Raw genomic sequence first — 16,181 nt, forward strand, 5'->3', positions numbered from 1 at the left:
CCTGCGCTCAGTCCCACCAGATGTACCACTGGTCCGCCGGCGCCTGCTCCTCGACCCGCTGGACCTCGACGAGCTCGGCCACCAGCGCATCGGGGTCGGGCACCGGCACCGGCCGGTCGGGCCACCGCGCCAGCTGGGCCGGGCTCTCGGAGCTGAGGAACGGCCACCAGCCGGTGACCGGGTACAGCTCCCGCAGCCGCTGCCACAGCCCGTCGTGCGCCTCGCCCGGCACGGCGAACCCGAACACCTCGTGCCCGCCGGTCAGCTCGGCACGGAACGGCTCCGGCAGCTCCACCCCGAGGCCCGCGAGATGGTCGCGTCACCGCCGCCGCGACGGGTGCGAGCCCGATCGCGGCGGCGGAGGGTGAGCTGCGGGCCGCTGCTGGTGGAGCACCTCGGCCGGGGCGCGAAGGGCATCGTCGCCGCCGCGGCGCTGGCCGAGATCGGCCCGCCCGCCGCCGAGGCGCTCCCGGTGCTGCTCGCCTCGCCCCTGCGCCAGGGATCCGAAGACCTCGAGAACCGCACGGTCGCCGAGGACGAGACGTGGCTGGACGCCTGCGCCCAGGCCCTGGAGTCAATCACCACCCCCTGAACGATCGGGGCAGTAGATGGATCAGGCGCCGGGCGCGCGGTAGTCGACGGTCTCGTGGACCGCCCGATCGATCTCTGCCGGGGTCAGCAGCGGCACGGTCTTGATGTTGGCTCCACCGGATGCGCCGATGGTGAGAGCGACCGCGGCCGCCGACTCGCTGGATGGCAGTTCGCAGATCGCGTACGTGTCGGGCTCCCCCATGCTGAAGTCGAACGACTCGAGTCGTCCGCCGGCACTTTCGGCCATCTTCCGGGCCGCCTCGACGCGTCCGCTGCCGCCGTCCTTGAACAGCCCGCGGAGTCCGTCGAGCGTATAGGTCGCCTCGAAAAGGAATCTAGGCATTAGAGATCACCCCCTCCAGCCCAAGCCTAATCGCGGAAGGGGTGCCCGCCGAACGGCTCGACCTCGGTAGGGGATGCCGCGGCGTCAGCGGGCCGGCACCGGGGCCGAACGCCACTGCTCGGAGCCGAACACCTCGTAGCGGATCCGCTCCTCGGGGACGCCGCGGCGGCGCAGGCCCGCGCGGACTGCCTGCATGAACGGGACCGGGCCGCACAGGTACACCTCGGCACCGGGGCGCACCGGGATGGCGTCCACGTCGACCAGGCCGGTGAACGCGTCCGGGGCCGGCTGCTCGTACCAGACGAGGTTGTCGAAGGAGTGCAGCCGTGCGCCGCTGGCGTGCATGTGGGCGCGTAGCGGGTGCCGGTCGAGGCTGCGGTCCGCGTGTACGACGGTGACGTGCCGGGCCGGCTGGGTGCGGGCCACGTGGTCCAGGATGGCGGCCATCGGCGTGACGCCGACCCCGCCGCTGACCAGGAGCAGTGGCGTGTCGCCGGGAGTCAGGGCGAGGTCGCCGTACGGCTGGCTCAACAACAGCCGGTCGCCGGGGGCCGTGTGGTCGTGCAGGAAGCTGGAGACGACCCCGTCCGGCGCCCCGCCGTTGCCGCGCACGCGCCGCACGGTGATGCGCAAGGTCCGGTCGTCGGCGGCCTGCGACAGCGAGTACTGGCGGAGCTGGCGCGTGCCGTCGTGCAGATCGGCGGCGACGGTGACGTACTGCCCGGGCAGGAACCCGGGGGCCGGGCGGCCGTCGGCCGGGGTGAGGACGAACGAGACGGTGTCGTCCGCCTCGGCGGTCTTGCTGTCGATGACGTACTCGCGCCAGGGGTCTTCGCCGTCCGTCCCGGCCTCGGCGTAGATGCGCGTCTCGCGTCCGATCAGCCGGACGGCGAACAGCCAGTAGACCTCGTCCCAGGCGGCCGCGATCTGCGGGGTCACGGCGTCGCCGAGCACCGCGCCGACCGCTCCGAGCAGGTATTGGCCGACCATGATGTACTGCTCGGGGCGGATGCCCAGCGCGCAGTGCCGGTGCGCGATCCGGTTCACCAGGTGCTCGAACGCCACGGCGTCCGGGCCCGCGCCGACCAGGTGCGCCGCGAAGGCCGCCACCGCGCCGGCCAGTGCCTGCCGCTGCTGGCCGGTGGCCTGCGCGCTGCGGCTGAACAGGTTGAGCAGGTCGGGGTTCTCGCCCAGCATCGCGTCGTAGAAGGCGTCCGAGATGGCGTCGAGGTGGTCGGCGACGACCGGGAGGGTCGCCTCGACGACCGGAAGATTCGTGGCTGACAGCATGGTTGTTCTCCAGATGAGGGGAATGGGTCGCGCGGTCAGGTGCGGCCCAGGCTCAACAGCACCTGCCGCACGGGTGGCGCGGTGAGGTCATCGATCGTGATCGGGTCGAGGGTGGCGTAGAAGGCCTCCTGCGCGCGCCGCAGTGCTCCGCGCAGCCGGCAGCCCTGGCTCAGGGGACACGCCGGGTCGCCGGTGCACTCGACGACCTCCGTCTCGCCCTCGAGCTCACGCACCAGCCCGCCGACGGACGCCGTCCGGGCCGCGGCGGCCAGGCGCACCCCGCCGCTGCGTCCGCGCACGGTCTCCAGCAGGCCGAGGTGCTGCAGGCGCTGCACCACCTTGGCCAGATGGTGCCGCGGCACGGCGACCGCGTCGGCCAGCTCGTCGATGGTGAGCAGGCCCTCCCGAGCGGCACCCAGCATCAGGATGCGCAGGCTGATGTCCGTGGAGCGGTTGAGGCGCACAAGCCGACCCTACCCAAAGAGGACTCTCAGATTCCTGTTTTATGGGGTGTATCACGGAGGCCGGGACGCCCCGCGATGGTCGGGTTGCCACTGTATTGACAGGCATTGAACGCCCCCGATTCAATGGGGCGCCGGAGTCACCGCCTGACGAAAGCGGGGCAGCGATGACGGAACGGATCCCCATCGGGTTCACCGGTGCGCGGGGCGGCGAATGCAGGCTGAGCTGGGGTCAGATCGCGATCTGGCGCGCGATCCAGCGCCTCGTGCCCGACGATGCGAGCCTCAACATGAGCTGGGTGACCGCCCTCGAGGACGAGGGCATCTCCGTCGACACGCCGCTGTCGAGGATCACCGACACGGTCGCGTACGCCATGGCCCGCCACGAGTCGTTGCGCACGAGGGTCCGGCTCGACGAGGCCGGCGAGGCGCGGCAGGTGTTGGCCCGGGACGGCGTCATCGAGCTGGAGCTCGTCGACGCGGAGCGGGACGGTGCCGCCGCCGCGGCCCGGCAACTGCAGCGGAGACTCACCGAGCCGCCGTTCGACTACCCGAACGAGTGGCCGCTGCGGGTGGGTGCGGTGCGCGTCGGCGACGTTGTCACCCACGCCGTCTTCGCCATCTGCCACCTCGTCACCGACCGGGGCGGGCTCACCGCGCTCGTGCGCGACGTCCTGGCCGGCCTCGCCGGCCGCCCCACCGTCGATCCGCCCGACCGGCAGCCGTACGACCAGGCGCTGCACCAGCAGTCCGACGCGGGGCGACGGCAGAGCGAGAAGGCGCTGCGGTACTGGCAGCGTCACCTGCGCGCCGTACCCCGCAGCCGGTTCGGCGAGCCCGACGGCGAGCCCCGGTTCGTCAGCGCCACCCTCAGCTCACCCGCCGGCGACCAAGCCGTCAGCCTGCTCGCCGACCGCGAGCGGGTGAGCACGTCCGCGGTCATCCTCGCCGCCGCCGCCGTGCAGCTCGCCCGCCAGACCGGCACCCGCGAGGCCGTCCTGCAGGTCATCGTCAGCAACCGTTTCCGCCCCGGCCTCGCCGATTCGGTCGGGCCCGCCTCGCAGGACGGGCTGTGCGTCATCGAGGTCGGCGACGACGAGCTCGGCCCGGTCATCGGCCGGGCCATGCGGGCCTCGATGCAGGCGTACCTGCACGCGCAGTACGACCCGGTCGCCCTCGATGCGCTCGTCGCGCAGCTCGGCGACGTCGACCTGTCCTGCTCGTTCAACGACCGCCGCTTCGACATGCAGACCCCCGTCTCCGCCGCGCCGGGCGTGAGCGCCGACGGGCTGCGCGACGCACTGCCGCGCACGACGCTCACCTGGGAGCCGGTCGACCATTACGGCGCCCGCTACTTCCTGCACGTCAACGCCGTGCCCGGCGTGCTCGACCTCACCCTCTTCGCCGATACCAGCGTCTTCGACCCCGCGAAGGTCGAGGAGCACCTGCGCGGCATCGAGTCGCTGCTCGTGACGGAGGCTCTCGGCGCGCTCGCCGTGACCGCCTAGCCTGCCGGCGACGACCCGGTCATCGCGGCGCGAACGGCGCCGCGATGACCGGGTCGTCGCCCTGCGTCAGGTTGCCGAGGTCAGGTGACGGTCAGGCTGTCGATGTTCGCCCCGTTGGCGCCGGTGGTGGTCGCCCGGACCGCGATCTGGCTGCCGGCGGGCAGGGAGGCGGTGAACGAGGTGGTGCCCCAGGCGTCCCAGGAGCCGGTCGGGTTGAACGGCAGGGCGCCGTTGACGGCGGTGCCGTTGACCGATATCGCCAGCGGGCGGTTGGTGCCGCCGCCCGCCACCGGTTGTCGTTGACGTGGTGGTCGAACGGGAAGCCGGCGTTGCGATGCTGGGTGATCTTCGTGCGCCACCAGTTCTCGTCGCTGACGTCGGGGAAGTTCTTGTCGGTCATGTGCAGGCCGAAGATGGCCAGCCGGGGCAGGCGGGGGCGGCCGGTCAGCTGGGTGTAGCGGTCGAGCAGCTTCGCGAACTCCGGCCCGTTGATGAGGAAGTAGTCCATCTGCGGGCGCACGCCGGCCGTGGCGTGGTCGTCCGCGGCGAACGCGTAGTCCCGGTTGGCCCCGCTGGCGAAGGAGAAGGTGGCGTCGAAGGTCGTGTTGAAGAAGACGGCGTAGCCCTTGGTGGACAGGAACCGTGGCACGATCGCGGGCGCCTGGTCGCCGCCGGTGGCGCCGTAGTTGTGGGCCACCACGTCGCCGGTGCGGTCCAGCCGGGGCGAGCGCCCGTAGAACCCGTGCCCCGCCTTGACGAAGTGCTCGTCGGCGGGCGGCGGGACGAAGGCCTCGGTGATGACACTGTTGTTGGTACCGCCCCAGGTGATGCTGCGGGTCGCGTCCTCCCTCGCCAGCAGGGCGCCGCTGCCGCGGTGGTAGAACTCCAGCCGCAGCGGGTTCTTCTGCAGCACGATCCGGATGCCGTCCGCCGCGCCGGTGACGATCGTCAGGGCGGTGCCGGAGTCGCTGACGCTCAGGCTGCCGCCCATGCCCGCGTGGTTGGCGGGCACCACCATCTCGTACCGCGTGTCGGCGAAGAACGTCTCCCCGCTGCGACGACATCCCGGTGGTCCTGCTCAACCGCCGGGTGGGCCAGCTGCCGTGCATCATCTTCGACAACGCCGACGGCATCCGCCAGGCGCTCGCCCACCTCGCGGCGCTCGGCCACCGGCGCGTCGCCTACGTCGCCGGCCCCCGCACCTCGTGGGTCAACCGGGAACGGCTCCGCGCCATCCGAACCGTCGCGGCCGGCATGGACCTCGAGGTGGCCGAGGCGGGCAACGTGTCACCCGACTTCGAGGGCGGCGTCGCCGCCGCCGACCTGGTCCTGGCCGCCTCCGTCACCTCAGTCGTCGCCTACAACGACATGATCGGACTGGGCCTCATCAGCCGCTTCGCCGCCCGCGGCGTCAAGGTGCCCGACGACGTCAGCATCATCGGCTTCGACGACATCCCGGCCTCGGCCCTCGTCAGCCCCGCGCTGACGACCGTCAGCCAGCCGAAGGACCAGTGCGGCCGGGCCGGCGTCGACCTGCTCGCCGACCCGCTCAACGAGCGCGATCGGCCGGGCGGCTCACGCATTTCGTTGCCGACCCGTCTGATCGTGCGCGCCTCCACCGGCCCAGCGCCGCGGCCGGCCGTCGGAGCCGGGCCTGCGGTCCGCCCTTGACGGTGAGGGTGAACGGTGCGGACACACGCGCGGGCGCCACCGAACGGCTCAGCTCATGGCGTGAGCTCGGGTAGCGGGTCGCCTGTCCGGGCGTCAACGACCCGGCGGGTACCGAGCGGTGCGTAGAGCGTGGCGGTCAGTTCATACGGCAAGCCGACGTCCGGGCCGTTGCCGCTCGGCGCACGGGTCCGCACCGCGACGACAACCGCGTCCGGCCGCTCCTCGAACCGCGCCAGCGTGATTGTGTCGCCCACGCCGAGCGTGAACCGCACCGTCAGCCGCCGGTCGTCGGAACCCGGGCGACGATAGCCGTCGATGGCGACCGGTCCGTCTCCCGGCCTGGCCAGCCAGAAGACGGTGCCGGCCGCCGCGACCAGGAGGAGCACCACGATGACGACGAGCGTGAACCGTTTGCGCATGGTGCTCTCCAAGGTGTCGGGATGACGCCGGTCAGACCGTCTTCAGCTGACCGGGCAGACCATAGAACGCCTGCCAGATGTCGGTGAAGCCGCCGCTGCACGGGTCCAGCGCGCCACCCCAGTTGTCGCTGCCGCCACCGCCGCCATAGTTCCAGATGCCCTTGGCCGCGATGCCACCGTCGCCACGCACCGTGTACACCGGACCGCCCGAATCGCCGCCGATGGTGCACTGCCCCTGCTTGGTGGCCTTGTTGGTGTTGCGGCTCCATTCGCCGGTCGTCAGGTGCTCATCGATGCCGACGCTCGTGACGACCCAGCCGCACTGTTCGCCGGTGCGCTGGCCGCCGCTGCAGAACTGGTCGCCCGAGGCCGGCGAACGCGACCACATCTCCTTGACCGGCGCGGAGGTGCTGGAGTTGGTGTCCCCGCGGTAGATGTACCCACCGGCCTGCTTCGGCGAGTCGAGCTGAATCAGCGCCAGGTCGCCGCGGTTGACGCTCTGGCCGCTGAACGGCACGGTGCCGACGCCGCTGTTCCAGTTCTCCCGGGAGCTCTGCGTCACAAATCCCATGTTCTCCGTGGGCACCCACGCGCCGCCGCCGGTCGGGAAACAATGACCGGCGGTCAGCATGTACTGCGTGGTGCCGCCGTACCAGGAGAAGCCCGACGTGCAGTTGTCGGAGTTGATGTCGGCGCCGCCGTAGAAGCCGGGCCCGGCCGAGGTGTCGTTCTGCCGGCCCTGGTTGCTCAGGGCAGTGGCGTCCGGCTCGTACCGCACGGCGACGAGCTCGGAGCCGTAGCGCTTGGCGAGCCCGTCGAGCAGCGCGTCGTCCAGCGTGTCGACGGTGAGCACGAGACGGTTGGCGGCGCTGTCTGGCTCGATCGTGCGGATGTGCCCGGTCCCGGCAACCGCCGCCGGGGTCAGCCGAGTGATGTCGTCGCGCAGCTGTTCGAAGCGGGCCATGCTGGTACGCACCGTGCGCAGCCGCTGCCGCGCGCCGGCCGAGCGCGCATCGGCCCGCCAGGCGCCGGCGAGTCCGGCGCCCCGCTCGGTGGTCGTATCGATGACAACCTCGCCGGTCGCGGCGTCGAGCCACGGGTACGCGAAGTCCCCCGGGGCCGACTCGGCAAGGTGGCGGGCGTCGCTGAGACGCTGCGCCGTAGCCTCCGGCAGCTGCTTGGGCGCGGTGTCTTGTCGGCCGCCGGCAGCACGAGCAGCCCGCTGCGGTGCCGGAAGCTCCCCGGCCCGTCGCCCGGCGCGGCGTGCGCCGGTGTCGCGACAAGCATGGCCGCGACGACGGTGCCGGCGGCTACGCCGCCGAACATGTGTAGACGCATAGATCCCCCGATTCGAGAGGTGACGGTGATGGCCTGAACCAGAGAGCGCTCTCTCGCACTTCGGGACGCTACGACCATCGAGCACGCGCCGCCGCCCCTGTTCACATGGCGCACACTCCGACGAAGGCGGACGGGGGTCGCTTCAATGGCGACGCGGACACCGCGGCCCCTCGGCTGCACGGCGACGCCCGGCCGGTGACCGGAAGATCGACGAGCGGCTTTCGCCCTCCGACGGGTCATTTGTTTTGCGTCTGCACAGGCTCTTGCCGAAAACGTTTTCGGCGTTCACAGTGTACCCCAATGCATAGACGAGTGACGATCTCGCCGCTCGCTTCCGGGCCCCGCCGGGGCCGTCACCACCCCTTGCCGTGCCGCTGCCGCGTGCGCCGGTGCCGGCCGGGTGAGCACTGGAGGTACACCTCATGCATCGGAAATGGGCGGCGGCCCTGGCGGCCGCGACCACCCTGACCACCGCGCTGGTCGCGGCCCCGGCGGCGAGCGCCGCGAGTGCCGGATGGCTGGCCCGGCCCGCGACGGACGGCGGCGGCCACGCCCCGATCGGCGGCACGGTCCCCGGCCTGACCGGCGCGGCGGCTCGCGCGGCCGGCGGCGCGGCCCTCGACCACTTCGCGCAGACCCGGCAACAGCGCCGAGCGCCGGCACAGGCGGCGCAGGTGCAGGCCGCACAGCTGCACACCGACTGGGGCGTCAACCTGCCGAGCGCAACCACGCAGGGCATCCACGCCACGCAGAGCGTGCTGAACACCGCACCAACGACTACGTCGGGCGGCGACTACGTATACGCACCGACCGCGCTGCCCGGCGGCGGCGCCTGCATCGAGCTGACCACCGCGTACACACCCAGCGGCCCGGACCTGTGGGCGTGGGACTGGTGCGGCGGCCGCGACGGGGTCGGCAAGCTCACCCCGATGGACGCGAACTTCCTGAACACGTACACGACCACGGTCAACGGCCGGCGCGCCTACAGCATGGACGAGCACAAGACGTCGACGACGAGCAATACCTGGACGGTGTACCTCTACAACTACCTCACGCACGCCTGGGATACGTACTTCACCAGCTCCGGCACGTACGACCTGCCGCAGTTCAACTTCGGCTGGAACATGTTCGAGATCTACACCTCGGTCAACCCCGCCACCGGCGCCGGCTACTACTGCCAGACCTTCGCCGGCCGCGGGTTCGAGAGCAGCGGCGTGCAGGTCTCCGTCGGCGGCGCCTGGGTCGCGGCCTCGCCGTCGAACACCTCGACCACGCACCGCAGCATCCCGCCCGGCAGCGCGTACGACTGCCCGGCGCTGACGTTCACGATGGTCAACGCCAACGACCACTGGCTCGCCCAGATCGGCGCCACCCAGCCCTCCGGCGCCTCCTACGAGGCCGAGTCGTCCGCCAACACCCTCGGCGGCCAGGCCGCCGTCCGCTCCTCGGCCGGCGCCTCCGGCGGCGCGCTCGTCGGCTACGTCGGCAACGGCTCGGCGAACCTCCTGCGGTTCAACAACGTCACCGCGGCCGCGGCCGGCAGCCGGACCGTGCGCGTCTACTACGCCGCCGGCGAGGCCCGCTCGATGACGCTGACCGTGAACGGCACCGTGGGCCCGACGGTGAGCACGCCATCGACCGGCGGCTGGGACACGGTCGGCTCGGTCACCGCCACCGTGACCCTGCAGGCCGGCAGCAACACCATCCAGCTCGGCAACACCACCGGCTGGGCGCCGGACATCGACCGCATCGTCGTGTCCTGAGGCGTTTTCGAAACTTTCATCGTCCGGATCGGTGCTCGAGCCGGCCGCCGCGAACGTCGGATCTCCTGCTCAGCACGTCGCCGCGTCGGGACGGGCCGCCGGCGGACGGCCCTCCCGGCCGCGGAGCACGAGCCGATTGACACCCGACACCCCTTCCTGGCCATATTCGTGCCGATCACTGCGGGCGGTCGTCGACCGCACGGACCGGTTGGCACCCCCACAAGGAGAACCCCCGTCATGCATCCCGATGTGAGAGCTTCCGCGCCGCCGCGGCGGCAGCGCTGGCGTGCCGGCCTGGCCGCCGGCGCGGTCGGCGTGCTCGCCGCCGGCTCTGTCTGGCTCACGGTAGGTACCGCGTCGGCCGCCACCAACACGGTCACCGTGAGCGTCAACGCGGGGCAGAGCCTGGCCACCTTCGGCTCCGGCCTGGTCGGCGCGAACGTGGCGATCTGGGACGGCATGCTGGCCGACCCACAGACCAGCACCCTGCTGAAGAACGCCGCCGTGTCGTTCGTGCGGTACCCGGGCGGTTCGTACGGCGACATCTACCACTGGCAGACCAACACCGCCCCCGGCGGGTACGTCGCCCCCAACACCGACTTCGACCACTACATGAGCATGGTCAAGAGCACGGGCGCGCAGCCTATCGTCATCGCGAACTACGGCTCGGGCACGCCGCAGGAGGCCGCCGACTGGGTTCGCTACGCCAACGTCACCAAGGGATACGGCGTCAAGTACTGGGAGATCGGCAACGAGGTCTACGGCAACGGCCACTACGGGGCCAACTGGGAGACCGACAACCACGCCGACAAGAGCCCCCGCGGCTACGCCACGAACTTCCTGCAGTACGTCAGCGCCATGAAGGCCGTCGACCCCACCATCAAGATCGGAGTCGTGCTCACCACGCCCGGCTACTGGCCCGACGGCATCGTGGGCTCCGGCGACAGTGCCGACTGGAACGACACCGTCATGTCGGTCGTGAAGAACTCGGCCGACTTCGGGATCTTCCACTACTACCCCGGCGGCACGAGCGAGGCCGACCAGCTCACCAAGCCGCCGACGCTCGCCTCCACCGTGAGCCAGTTCAAGGCGGACATGGCCAGGTACGCCACCAACAACCCCGGCGTGTTCATCACCGAGACCAACAGCGGCGCCCCGCCGTCGGACACGCAGATGCAGGCGCTGTGGGCCGCGGACACGTACCTGACAGCGGCCGAGAACGGCGTCACCAACGTCGACTGGTGGAACGTGCGCAACGGCGCGGGCACCACCTCGACCGATGTCACCGGCGCCACCGACTACGGCGACGGAGGCATCATCTCCAGCGGGTCCGGCGGCGAACCACCCGCGGGCACCCCGTTCGCCACCTACTACGGCATCCAGATGGTGAGCCGCGTGGCCGGCCCCGGCGACACGATGGTCCGCGCCACGTCCAGCGACGCGAAGCTGACCGTGCACGCCGCCAAGCGCGCCAACGGCAACCTCGACGTGCTGCTGCTCAACAAGGACCCGAACAACTCCTACCAGGTGAACCTGTCCTACACCGGGTACAGCCCCGCCAGCAGCGTCACCGTGGACAGCTTCGCCAACCGCGGCACCGGCATCGTCACCGGCACGCAGGGCACCGCCAACAGCCAGACCGTGCCGCCGTACTCCCTCGTCACCGTCCACCTGCGGGCCGGCGGCAGCAGCCAGCCCCCGTCGAGCCCGGCGCCGTCGAGCCTGCCCCCGTCGAGCAGCCGCCCGCCGTCGAGCCCGCCGCCGCCCACCGGTGCCTGTACCGCCTCGTACCGCACGGTGAACTCGTGGCCGGGCGGCTTCCAGGGCGAGGTCACCGTCACCGCCGGCACCTCGGCGATCAACGGCTGGACCACCACCTGGCCCCTGGCCGGCGACCAGACCATCGGCCAGCTCTGGAACGGCACACTGACCACGAGCGGCTCGACCGCCACCGTTCGCAACGTCTCCTGGAACGCATCGCTGGGCGCCCGCGCCTCGACCACCTTCGGCTTCACCGCCAACGGCTCGCCGACCACACCCGCGATCGCCTGCACCAGCCCCTGACCGGACCGCGTCACACCGCCCGCGGCCCGCCGTCCCCCCGGACAGCGGGCCGCACCCTTCACCCAAGCACCGAACGCCGAACCGGCCCGGCGACGAGGTCGGATCGGGCGGGGCCCGCACATTGGTCGGCGTGCAGACCAGTGTGACCTTTCGGATGCTCGGCAGTGCGGGGCTGACCGCCGAGGCGGTCACGCAGCAGCTGGGCTTGCAGCCGACGACGGCGATCGAGGCGGGCGAACCGGTGAGCCGCCGGTCGGCTCGCATTCGGGAGTCTTCGGTGTGGCTCCTGAGCTCCAGCCCGGGCATCGAGCTGGTCACTCAGCTGAATCGGCTGCTGGCCGTCCTCGCCGGCCGGCCTTCGCTGTCCGAGCTGGCCGGCGCGATCGGAGCCCGCGTGGAGCCGGTGCCCATCCCCTGGGACTGCGCCGACTGGCTTCGTCGGTGAGAACGGGGTTCTGGCGCGCTTTCCGTGAAGCCTGGACGGTCAAGCGGGCTTGAGGAATGTCGGGTGAGGTCTGCTCGCCGCATCGTTTTGAGGCCGAGTGTTCAGGACGCCAGCAACTCTGTAACCAACTGCCGCTCGGCCACTGAGAGCGCGAACGGGCTGGCCGGGTTGCGCGGTGCGTAGTCCATGTCGGGCACGCCTGCTACCCACGGCACGTGTCCCCAGAACACAACCTCGTCGGAGACGGCCAGCGCGGCCAGCTTCGCGGTGTCGCCCGTGGCTCCCAGCGTCCGCATCGCATCCGAGAGCGCCGACACCGCGTCCGGCGTGTCGGCCGCCTCGTCACCGAACGCCGGCGCGAGCAGTAGCAAGGTCTGCGCTCGCCGGACCCGGCCGGGCTGCCGGTCGGCGACGGCGACCAGCTCCGGCCAGGACAGCCCAGGTCCGCGCTGGTGCCCCTCCAAACCGGCGATCTCGATCACCTTCCGGCCGGATCCGGGCAGGACGAGGTAGTCCACCCCGCCGTCGTCGGCGAAGTTACGGAACACCACCGCGAGCTCGGCATCGCCGCGAAGCTCGATCCGGAACACCGGCCACGCTTGGGGGGCGTAAAGATCGTTCATTCGTTCGGTCACAACCGCTTCCGACACGCCCCATGCCCGCGACAGCAAGTTATCATCGTCGATGAACTGCTCCCGCCAGTGCGCCGCCCAGAAGCCGGGCCGCTCGGCGAGGTGCCACCCGTCGACGGCGAGCGCCGCGACGTCCACCTCGTCCGGGAACGTGTCCGCGTAACCAGGAAGGATCATCGGAGCACGATAGCCGAAGGGGGCCGCGGCCACAGGTGACGCGTCTTTCCCGCACGTTCGTGGGCGAAGCGACGTCAGTGGCTCAGGTGGAAAGCGGTACACGCTTGCGGAGCAGGTCAAAGCCAGCCCGGCCGTACATCTGCCGCTTGATCATCTTGATGCGGTTGACGTTGCCCTCGACCGGCCCGGAGCTGAAGGGCAGGCTGAGGCCGGCGGTGACGGCGTCCAGGTCTGCGGTCAGACCGGTGGCGAACTTTGTGATGCCGGGCAACGCCGCCTCTTCGGCCGCGGCGATTCAGGCACCGAGCCGCTGACCGCGCAGGCGAGTGAGCATTTCAGCGAACGAACGCACCAGCTCGGCGCCCGCGCGCGTTCGCAGGGCTCGGTAGGCTCGTTGAGGTAGGACTTGTGCGTAGCCACGCAGCGTTCCACCGCCGCAGCAAGGTTCTGCCACAGGTGGAACCGGTCGGCGACCTGGACGGCCTCTGGGGCGCCAGTGCGTGCGGCCTCGGCATACGCGCTGGCCCGGTCCCGGCAGATCACCCGAGGTTGCGGATGCTGCTGCAGCCACGCGGTCAACGGGCCAGCGTCGCGGCCGGCCAGCAGGTCGACAATCCGGTGGGTCTCGCAGCCGATCAGCACGGTGCCGTAGTGGTGGCCACGCCTGATCGCGAAGTCATCAACCCCGAGCACCGCGACCACACCGACCGGTGGATCTGGCAGTGCCCGCACCAGTCGGATCAGGCGGTGACGGCCGGCCGGCATGCCCAGCGCTGCGGCAAGCCGAGCGCCGGCTCGGCCGGCCAGCGCGAGCCCGACCGTGGTGAGCATCTGCCGCAGCCCTTCACTGACCCGCGACCACCGGCGTGTCAGCCCATCGACCTGCTCGGTGAACGTCTTCGCCCGGCAATCCGTGTTGCCGCAGAAGAATCGGCGCACCCACAACAAGATCCGGAAAGGTCGGCCGGCGACCGGAGCGTCCGCCAACGTCCGGCGATACCGCGAATGCACCCGAGACGACGGCACCGCACACGCCTGACAACCGGCCTCACTGCCGTGGACCCGAGCCACGATGACCAACCCGGACTCGGCATCTACGACCTCGTCGATCTCGATGCCGTTCAGATGAGGGAGTAGTAGTCCGACGGCATCGCGCACCCGGGCAACATTTCATCGTCCGACATCCATCACACAGTTCGCACCAGAGCCGAGAACGGGACCCAGATGTGCGCGAGTTCTGGGCCCGGGCGGGTCACCTCGCCTTGATCATTGTCTGTGAGTTTGGGGCCCACCTCGCAGCATGCTGCGGCGGCATGATGACGGCGTCGATGGATGGAAGGTGGCGAATGTCGCGTGCAGGTCATCTCGGCGGCGACGGGTGGTGCGCGCCGGTGGCCGCCGACGGATCTATGAGCGGGGTACCGACCCGTCAGCCGAGGTCGATCTGAGTGCTCGAAAGGTGGGCTTCTTCCGGCTTCACCTGGCGTGTCGGCCATTGCCCGGCTGCCGGTCCGCGGCGGACCGCACCGTCGGGTATGAGGTCGCGCAGTGCTCTTCTGGTGTCCGTGTCGAACCGGACGGGCGGAGCGGCCGGGCCGAAACAGCGCTCGGCAATCAGCTGCAGCAGTGCGCGTTGGGCGGGATCGAGTGGCCGTGCTGACGGGAAGCCGTCCGGAAAGGCCTTCGCGCGCAGTCGTGCGCCCCAGTCGCCGGCGTAGGTGCCGTCCGGCGCGTCGGCCAGCAGCGGCGTCAGCGCCGCGATGAGTTCGTCGAGCGTCGCACGGTCGATGGCGGCGGGCAGGAGCCGGAACGGGAAGAGCCGCCCGAAATGCGGAAACACCTGCTGACACCAGGCGGCGTCGATCGGGGTCGAGAGCACTTGGAGGATCGCCTGGGTGCCGGCCGGCGTTCGGACGTTCGCGGCGGACAGCGCGGCGGTCGCGCGCACGACGGGATCCGAATCGTGCTGCAGCACCGATGCGGTGTCGTAGCCCCATGAGGCGAGGATCAGGACCGCCATGACACGCACACCCCGATCGGGCGACGCCAGGGCGTTCTCGCGCAGCCACACGGCAGTCTCGTGTCGGTGATCATTGAGTTCTGGGGCATCGAGCAGGCACGCGACCGTCCCCAACGCTGCGAAGAGGACCTCGGGATCGGGGTCCGCGCACCACAGGCGTGCGGCGTGGTACACGCGCGGGCGAGCGGCACGGCAGGCAGCGATCTCGGCCGGCTCGCCCGCCGGAGGCCACTGGTCGTGCTCGGCAGCGGCCTCCATGACGGAGGTCAGCCAGCCGAGCAGCTCGGCCCGCAACGGCACCAGCTTGGCACCGCGCCCCGGATCGGCCGGTACCGGCGTCAACGTCCGCGGATCACCGAGGACGGCGACCACGAAATCCACGGCCGGTGGCGTCGCCGTGTAGACGGTGTCCTGATGGTGAACCAGTTGGTAGAGATCGCCGAGCGCCCCGACCTGCGCTGCGACGTCCTGACTTACCAGCGCCGCGAGGATTTCCGGCGTCTGCGGCACCCCCGGCGCCGTGCCGCACGCATGCTCGACCGCCGACCAATCGGTCTCCGCGAGAAGATCCTCGTAACGCATCGCCCGAGTATGGGTCCCGAACTGCCGGACACAAGAATCGGCCGCCGACCGGCGGGACCCGGGTTCACCGACAAACGGGTCCCGAAGTCACCGACGAAGCCAGCCGACGGCTTCTTCGAGGCCTACTGGTGCCGGCCTGAGGCGTACCTGGACGAGCACGTCCGCCGCGGGGTGTCGGTCTGAGCCAGAGTCGGGCCGGGCACCGAGCAGAGGGCCGTGCGCGGCCTCCGTGCCGACCTCGCCTCAGGCCGGTGGGCAGAACGCAACCGCCACCTCGCCGATCTCGACGCGGCAGAGCTCGGCCTTCGCCTGCTTATCGCCTGAACCTGCGGTTACACCCGCAGGAAATCGCCCGATTTCCACGTGTGAATGTTTTCGGGCGGGCCGTTGAGACCATTGCGCCCCGGGCAAATCCGGGCTCCCCTCGCGAAATCAGAACGCTGTGCAATTTTATCGACATTTTTGAATGTCGGGATACTATACACTGTGGGCGCAAGTGCGCCGCAGCCTTCGACACAGCCCCAGGCGACGCCGCGGCACGGATACGGAAAAAAGCCAGAGGTGCGACCGTTATCCAATGCTCTTGGTTGCCGTCCAATTGGTGACAGGACATAGCAAGCCGGCTTTAACTCAAAAGCAAGTCGGTGCGGGCTGAATGGTGTTCGCCGGACCGCACGGTCCGGCTCATCAGAAAAGGAGTTGTGCCGATGTTGAAGAAGGCCACAACGCGCATCAAGCTCGACCAGATCGCCGCTTCCGGCGTGGAGCTGCGCGAGGACGAGCTGCGGCAGATCAGCGCCGGGATGCGCAGCCAGGTCTGCACGAAGAGCGGCGGCGGCAGCTGGTCGTGCTCCGGCGACGGCATGAGCGACTGACC

18 protein-coding genes and 1 pseudogene are annotated in these 16,181 nt (G+C 70.6%); 8 read left to right on the forward strand and 11 right to left on the reverse strand.

Annotated elements, in window-relative coordinates:
- Window positions 1–7 precede the first annotated feature (7 nt).
- Window positions 8–295 carry a hypothetical protein gene (locus ABD352_RS18605; RefSeq protein WP_344613662.1) on the reverse strand — a complete coding sequence of 96 codons (288 nt, stop codon included), beginning with the start codon at window positions 293–295 and terminating at the stop codon, window positions 8–10.
- Window positions 296–364: 69 nt separating this feature from the next.
- Between ABD352_RS18605 and ABD352_RS18610 the strand changes: the two genes are divergently transcribed.
- Window positions 365–592, forward strand: coding sequence for a hypothetical protein (locus tag ABD352_RS18610; protein WP_344613663.1), 228 nt, complete (start codon window positions 365–367; stop codon window positions 590–592).
- 21 nt (window positions 593–613) lie between these two features.
- On the opposite strand, the gene ABD352_RS18615 is transcribed toward ABD352_RS18610, so the two are convergent.
- The 3 genes from ABD352_RS18615 to ABD352_RS18625 all read right to left on the reverse strand — a co-directional run bounded on the left by ABD352_RS18615 (window position 614) and on the right by ABD352_RS18625 (window position 2,688).
- Window positions 614–934 (reverse strand): GYD domain-containing protein, encoded by a 321-nt coding sequence (locus ABD352_RS18615; protein WP_344613664.1) that lies wholly within the window; start codon window positions 932–934, stop codon window positions 614–616.
- Between the two features lie 84 nt (window positions 935–1,018).
- Window positions 1,019–2,224, reverse strand: a complete 1,206-nt coding sequence (locus ABD352_RS18620; protein WP_344613665.1) for a globin domain-containing protein — start codon at window positions 2,222–2,224, stop codon at window positions 1,019–1,021.
- 35 nt (window positions 2,225–2,259) lie between these two features.
- Window positions 2,260–2,688 (reverse strand): RrF2 family transcriptional regulator, encoded by a 429-nt coding sequence (locus ABD352_RS18625; RefSeq protein WP_344613666.1) that lies wholly within the window; start codon window positions 2,686–2,688, stop codon window positions 2,260–2,262.
- Between the two features lie 164 nt (window positions 2,689–2,852).
- Between ABD352_RS18625 and ABD352_RS18630 the strand changes: the two genes are divergently transcribed.
- A complete protein-coding gene (locus ABD352_RS18630) occupies window positions 2,853–4,193 on the forward strand; it encodes a condensation domain-containing protein (protein ID WP_344613667.1) in 1,341 nt (446 codons plus the stop codon).
- A 91-nt stretch (window positions 4,194–4,284) separates the two neighbouring features.
- On the opposite strand, the gene ABD352_RS18635 is transcribed toward ABD352_RS18630, so the two are convergent.
- Window positions 4,285–5,205, reverse strand: coding sequence for a hypothetical protein (locus ABD352_RS18635; RefSeq protein ID WP_344613668.1), 921 nt, complete (start codon window positions 5,203–5,205; stop codon window positions 4,285–4,287).
- A 56-nt stretch (window positions 5,206–5,261) separates the two neighbouring features.
- Between ABD352_RS18635 and ABD352_RS18640 the strand changes: the two genes are divergently transcribed.
- Window positions 5,262–5,864, forward strand: a complete 603-nt coding sequence (locus tag ABD352_RS18640) for a LacI family DNA-binding transcriptional regulator (RefSeq protein ID WP_344613669.1) — start codon at window positions 5,262–5,264, stop codon at window positions 5,862–5,864.
- A 53-nt stretch (window positions 5,865–5,917) separates the two neighbouring features.
- Here ABD352_RS18640 and ABD352_RS18645 read toward each other — a convergent pair whose 3' ends face one another.
- Window positions 5,918–6,283, reverse strand: a complete 366-nt coding sequence (locus ABD352_RS18645; RefSeq protein ID WP_344613670.1) for a hypothetical protein — start codon at window positions 6,281–6,283, stop codon at window positions 5,918–5,920.
- A gap of 31 nt (window positions 6,284–6,314) precedes the next feature.
- Entirely contained in the window at window positions 6,315–7,247 is a 933-nt protein-coding gene (locus tag ABD352_RS18650) for a trypsin-like peptidase domain-containing protein (protein WP_344613671.1), read from the reverse strand.
- A 796-nt stretch (window positions 7,248–8,043) separates the two neighbouring features.
- Here ABD352_RS18650 and ABD352_RS18655 point away from each other — a divergent pair.
- The 3 genes from ABD352_RS18655 (at window position 8,044) to ABD352_RS18665 (ending at window position 11,893) form a co-directional block, all read left to right on the forward strand.
- Entirely contained in the window at window positions 8,044–9,384 is a 1,341-nt protein-coding gene (locus ABD352_RS18655) for a carbohydrate-binding protein (RefSeq protein WP_344613672.1), read from the forward strand.
- Between the two features lie 237 nt (window positions 9,385–9,621).
- Entirely contained in the window at window positions 9,622–11,448 is a 1,827-nt protein-coding gene (locus ABD352_RS18660) for a cellulose binding domain-containing protein (protein WP_344613673.1), read from the forward strand.
- A 130-nt stretch (window positions 11,449–11,578) separates the two neighbouring features.
- A complete protein-coding gene (locus ABD352_RS18665) occupies window positions 11,579–11,893 on the forward strand; it encodes a DUF4279 domain-containing protein (RefSeq protein ID WP_344613674.1) in 315 nt (104 codons plus the stop codon).
- Between the two features lie 101 nt (window positions 11,894–11,994).
- On the opposite strand, the gene ABD352_RS18670 is transcribed toward ABD352_RS18665, so the two are convergent.
- The 4 genes from ABD352_RS18670 to ABD352_RS18685 form a co-directional block, all read right to left on the reverse strand.
- Entirely contained in the window at window positions 11,995–12,735 is a 741-nt protein-coding gene (locus ABD352_RS18670) for a hypothetical protein (RefSeq protein ID WP_344613675.1), read from the reverse strand.
- 49 nt (window positions 12,736–12,784) lie between these two features.
- Entirely contained in the window at window positions 12,785–12,973 is a 189-nt protein-coding gene (locus tag ABD352_RS18675) for a hypothetical protein (protein WP_344613676.1), read from the reverse strand.
- On the reverse strand, window positions 12,940–13,860 hold the full coding sequence (locus ABD352_RS18680) for an ISL3 family transposase (RefSeq protein WP_344613677.1): 921 nt from the start codon (window positions 13,858–13,860) through the stop codon (window positions 12,940–12,942). The genes ABD352_RS18675 and ABD352_RS18680 overlap by 34 nt, the downstream gene beginning before the upstream one ends.
- A gap of 271 nt (window positions 13,861–14,131) precedes the next feature.
- Window positions 14,132–15,304, reverse strand: coding sequence for a HEAT repeat domain-containing protein (locus ABD352_RS18685; protein ID WP_344613678.1), 1,173 nt, complete (start codon window positions 15,302–15,304; stop codon window positions 14,132–14,134).
- A gap of 90 nt (window positions 15,305–15,394) precedes the next feature.
- Here ABD352_RS18685 and ABD352_RS18690 point away from each other — a divergent pair.
- A pseudogene (locus tag ABD352_RS18690) lies at window positions 15,395–15,628 on the forward strand (MerR family transcriptional regulator); the annotation flags it as partial.
- A 383-nt stretch (window positions 15,629–16,011) separates the two neighbouring features.
- Complete coding sequence (locus ABD352_RS18695; protein WP_344613679.1) at window positions 16,012–16,179, forward strand: hypothetical protein; 168 nt, start codon at window positions 16,012–16,014, stop codon at window positions 16,177–16,179.
- The last annotated feature ends 2 nt before the right edge of the window (window positions 16,180–16,181 follow it).

It is taken from the genome of Dactylosporangium salmoneum, from assembly GCF_039532525.1.
GTDB lineage: Bacteria > Actinomycetota > Actinomycetes > Mycobacteriales > Micromonosporaceae > Dactylosporangium > Dactylosporangium salmoneum.

Excerpts from the sequence above, each read along its gene's own strand:
- ABD352_RS18615 (WP_344613664.1), bottom strand. The coding sequence starts at position 934 with ATGCCTAGATTCCTTTTCGAGGCGACCTATACGCTCGACGGACTCCGC.
- ABD352_RS18620 (WP_344613665.1), bottom strand. The coding sequence starts at position 2,224 with ATGCTGTCAGCCACGAATCTTCCGGTCGTCGAGGCGACCCTCCCGGTC.
- ABD352_RS18630 (WP_344613667.1), top strand. The coding sequence starts at position 2,853 with ATGACGGAACGGATCCCCATCGGGTTCACCGGTGCGCGGGGCGGCGAA.
- ABD352_RS18645 (WP_344613670.1), bottom strand. The coding sequence starts at position 6,283 with ATGCGCAAACGGTTCACGCTCGTCGTCATCGTGGTGCTCCTCCTGGTC.
- ABD352_RS18650 (WP_344613671.1), bottom strand. The coding sequence starts at position 7,247 with ATGGCCCGCTTCGAACAGCTGCGCGACGACATCACTCGGCTGACCCCG.
- ABD352_RS18655 (WP_344613672.1), top strand. The coding sequence starts at position 8,044 with ATGCATCGGAAATGGGCGGCGGCCCTGGCGGCCGCGACCACCCTGACC.
- ABD352_RS18660 (WP_344613673.1), top strand. The coding sequence starts at position 9,622 with ATGCATCCCGATGTGAGAGCTTCCGCGCCGCCGCGGCGGCAGCGCTGG.
- ABD352_RS18685 (WP_344613678.1), bottom strand. The coding sequence starts at position 15,304 with ATGCGTTACGAGGATCTTCTCGCGGAGACCGATTGGTCGGCGGTCGAG.
- ABD352_RS18695 (WP_344613679.1), top strand. The coding sequence starts at position 16,012 with ATGTTGAAGAAGGCCACAACGCGCATCAAGCTCGACCAGATCGCCGCT.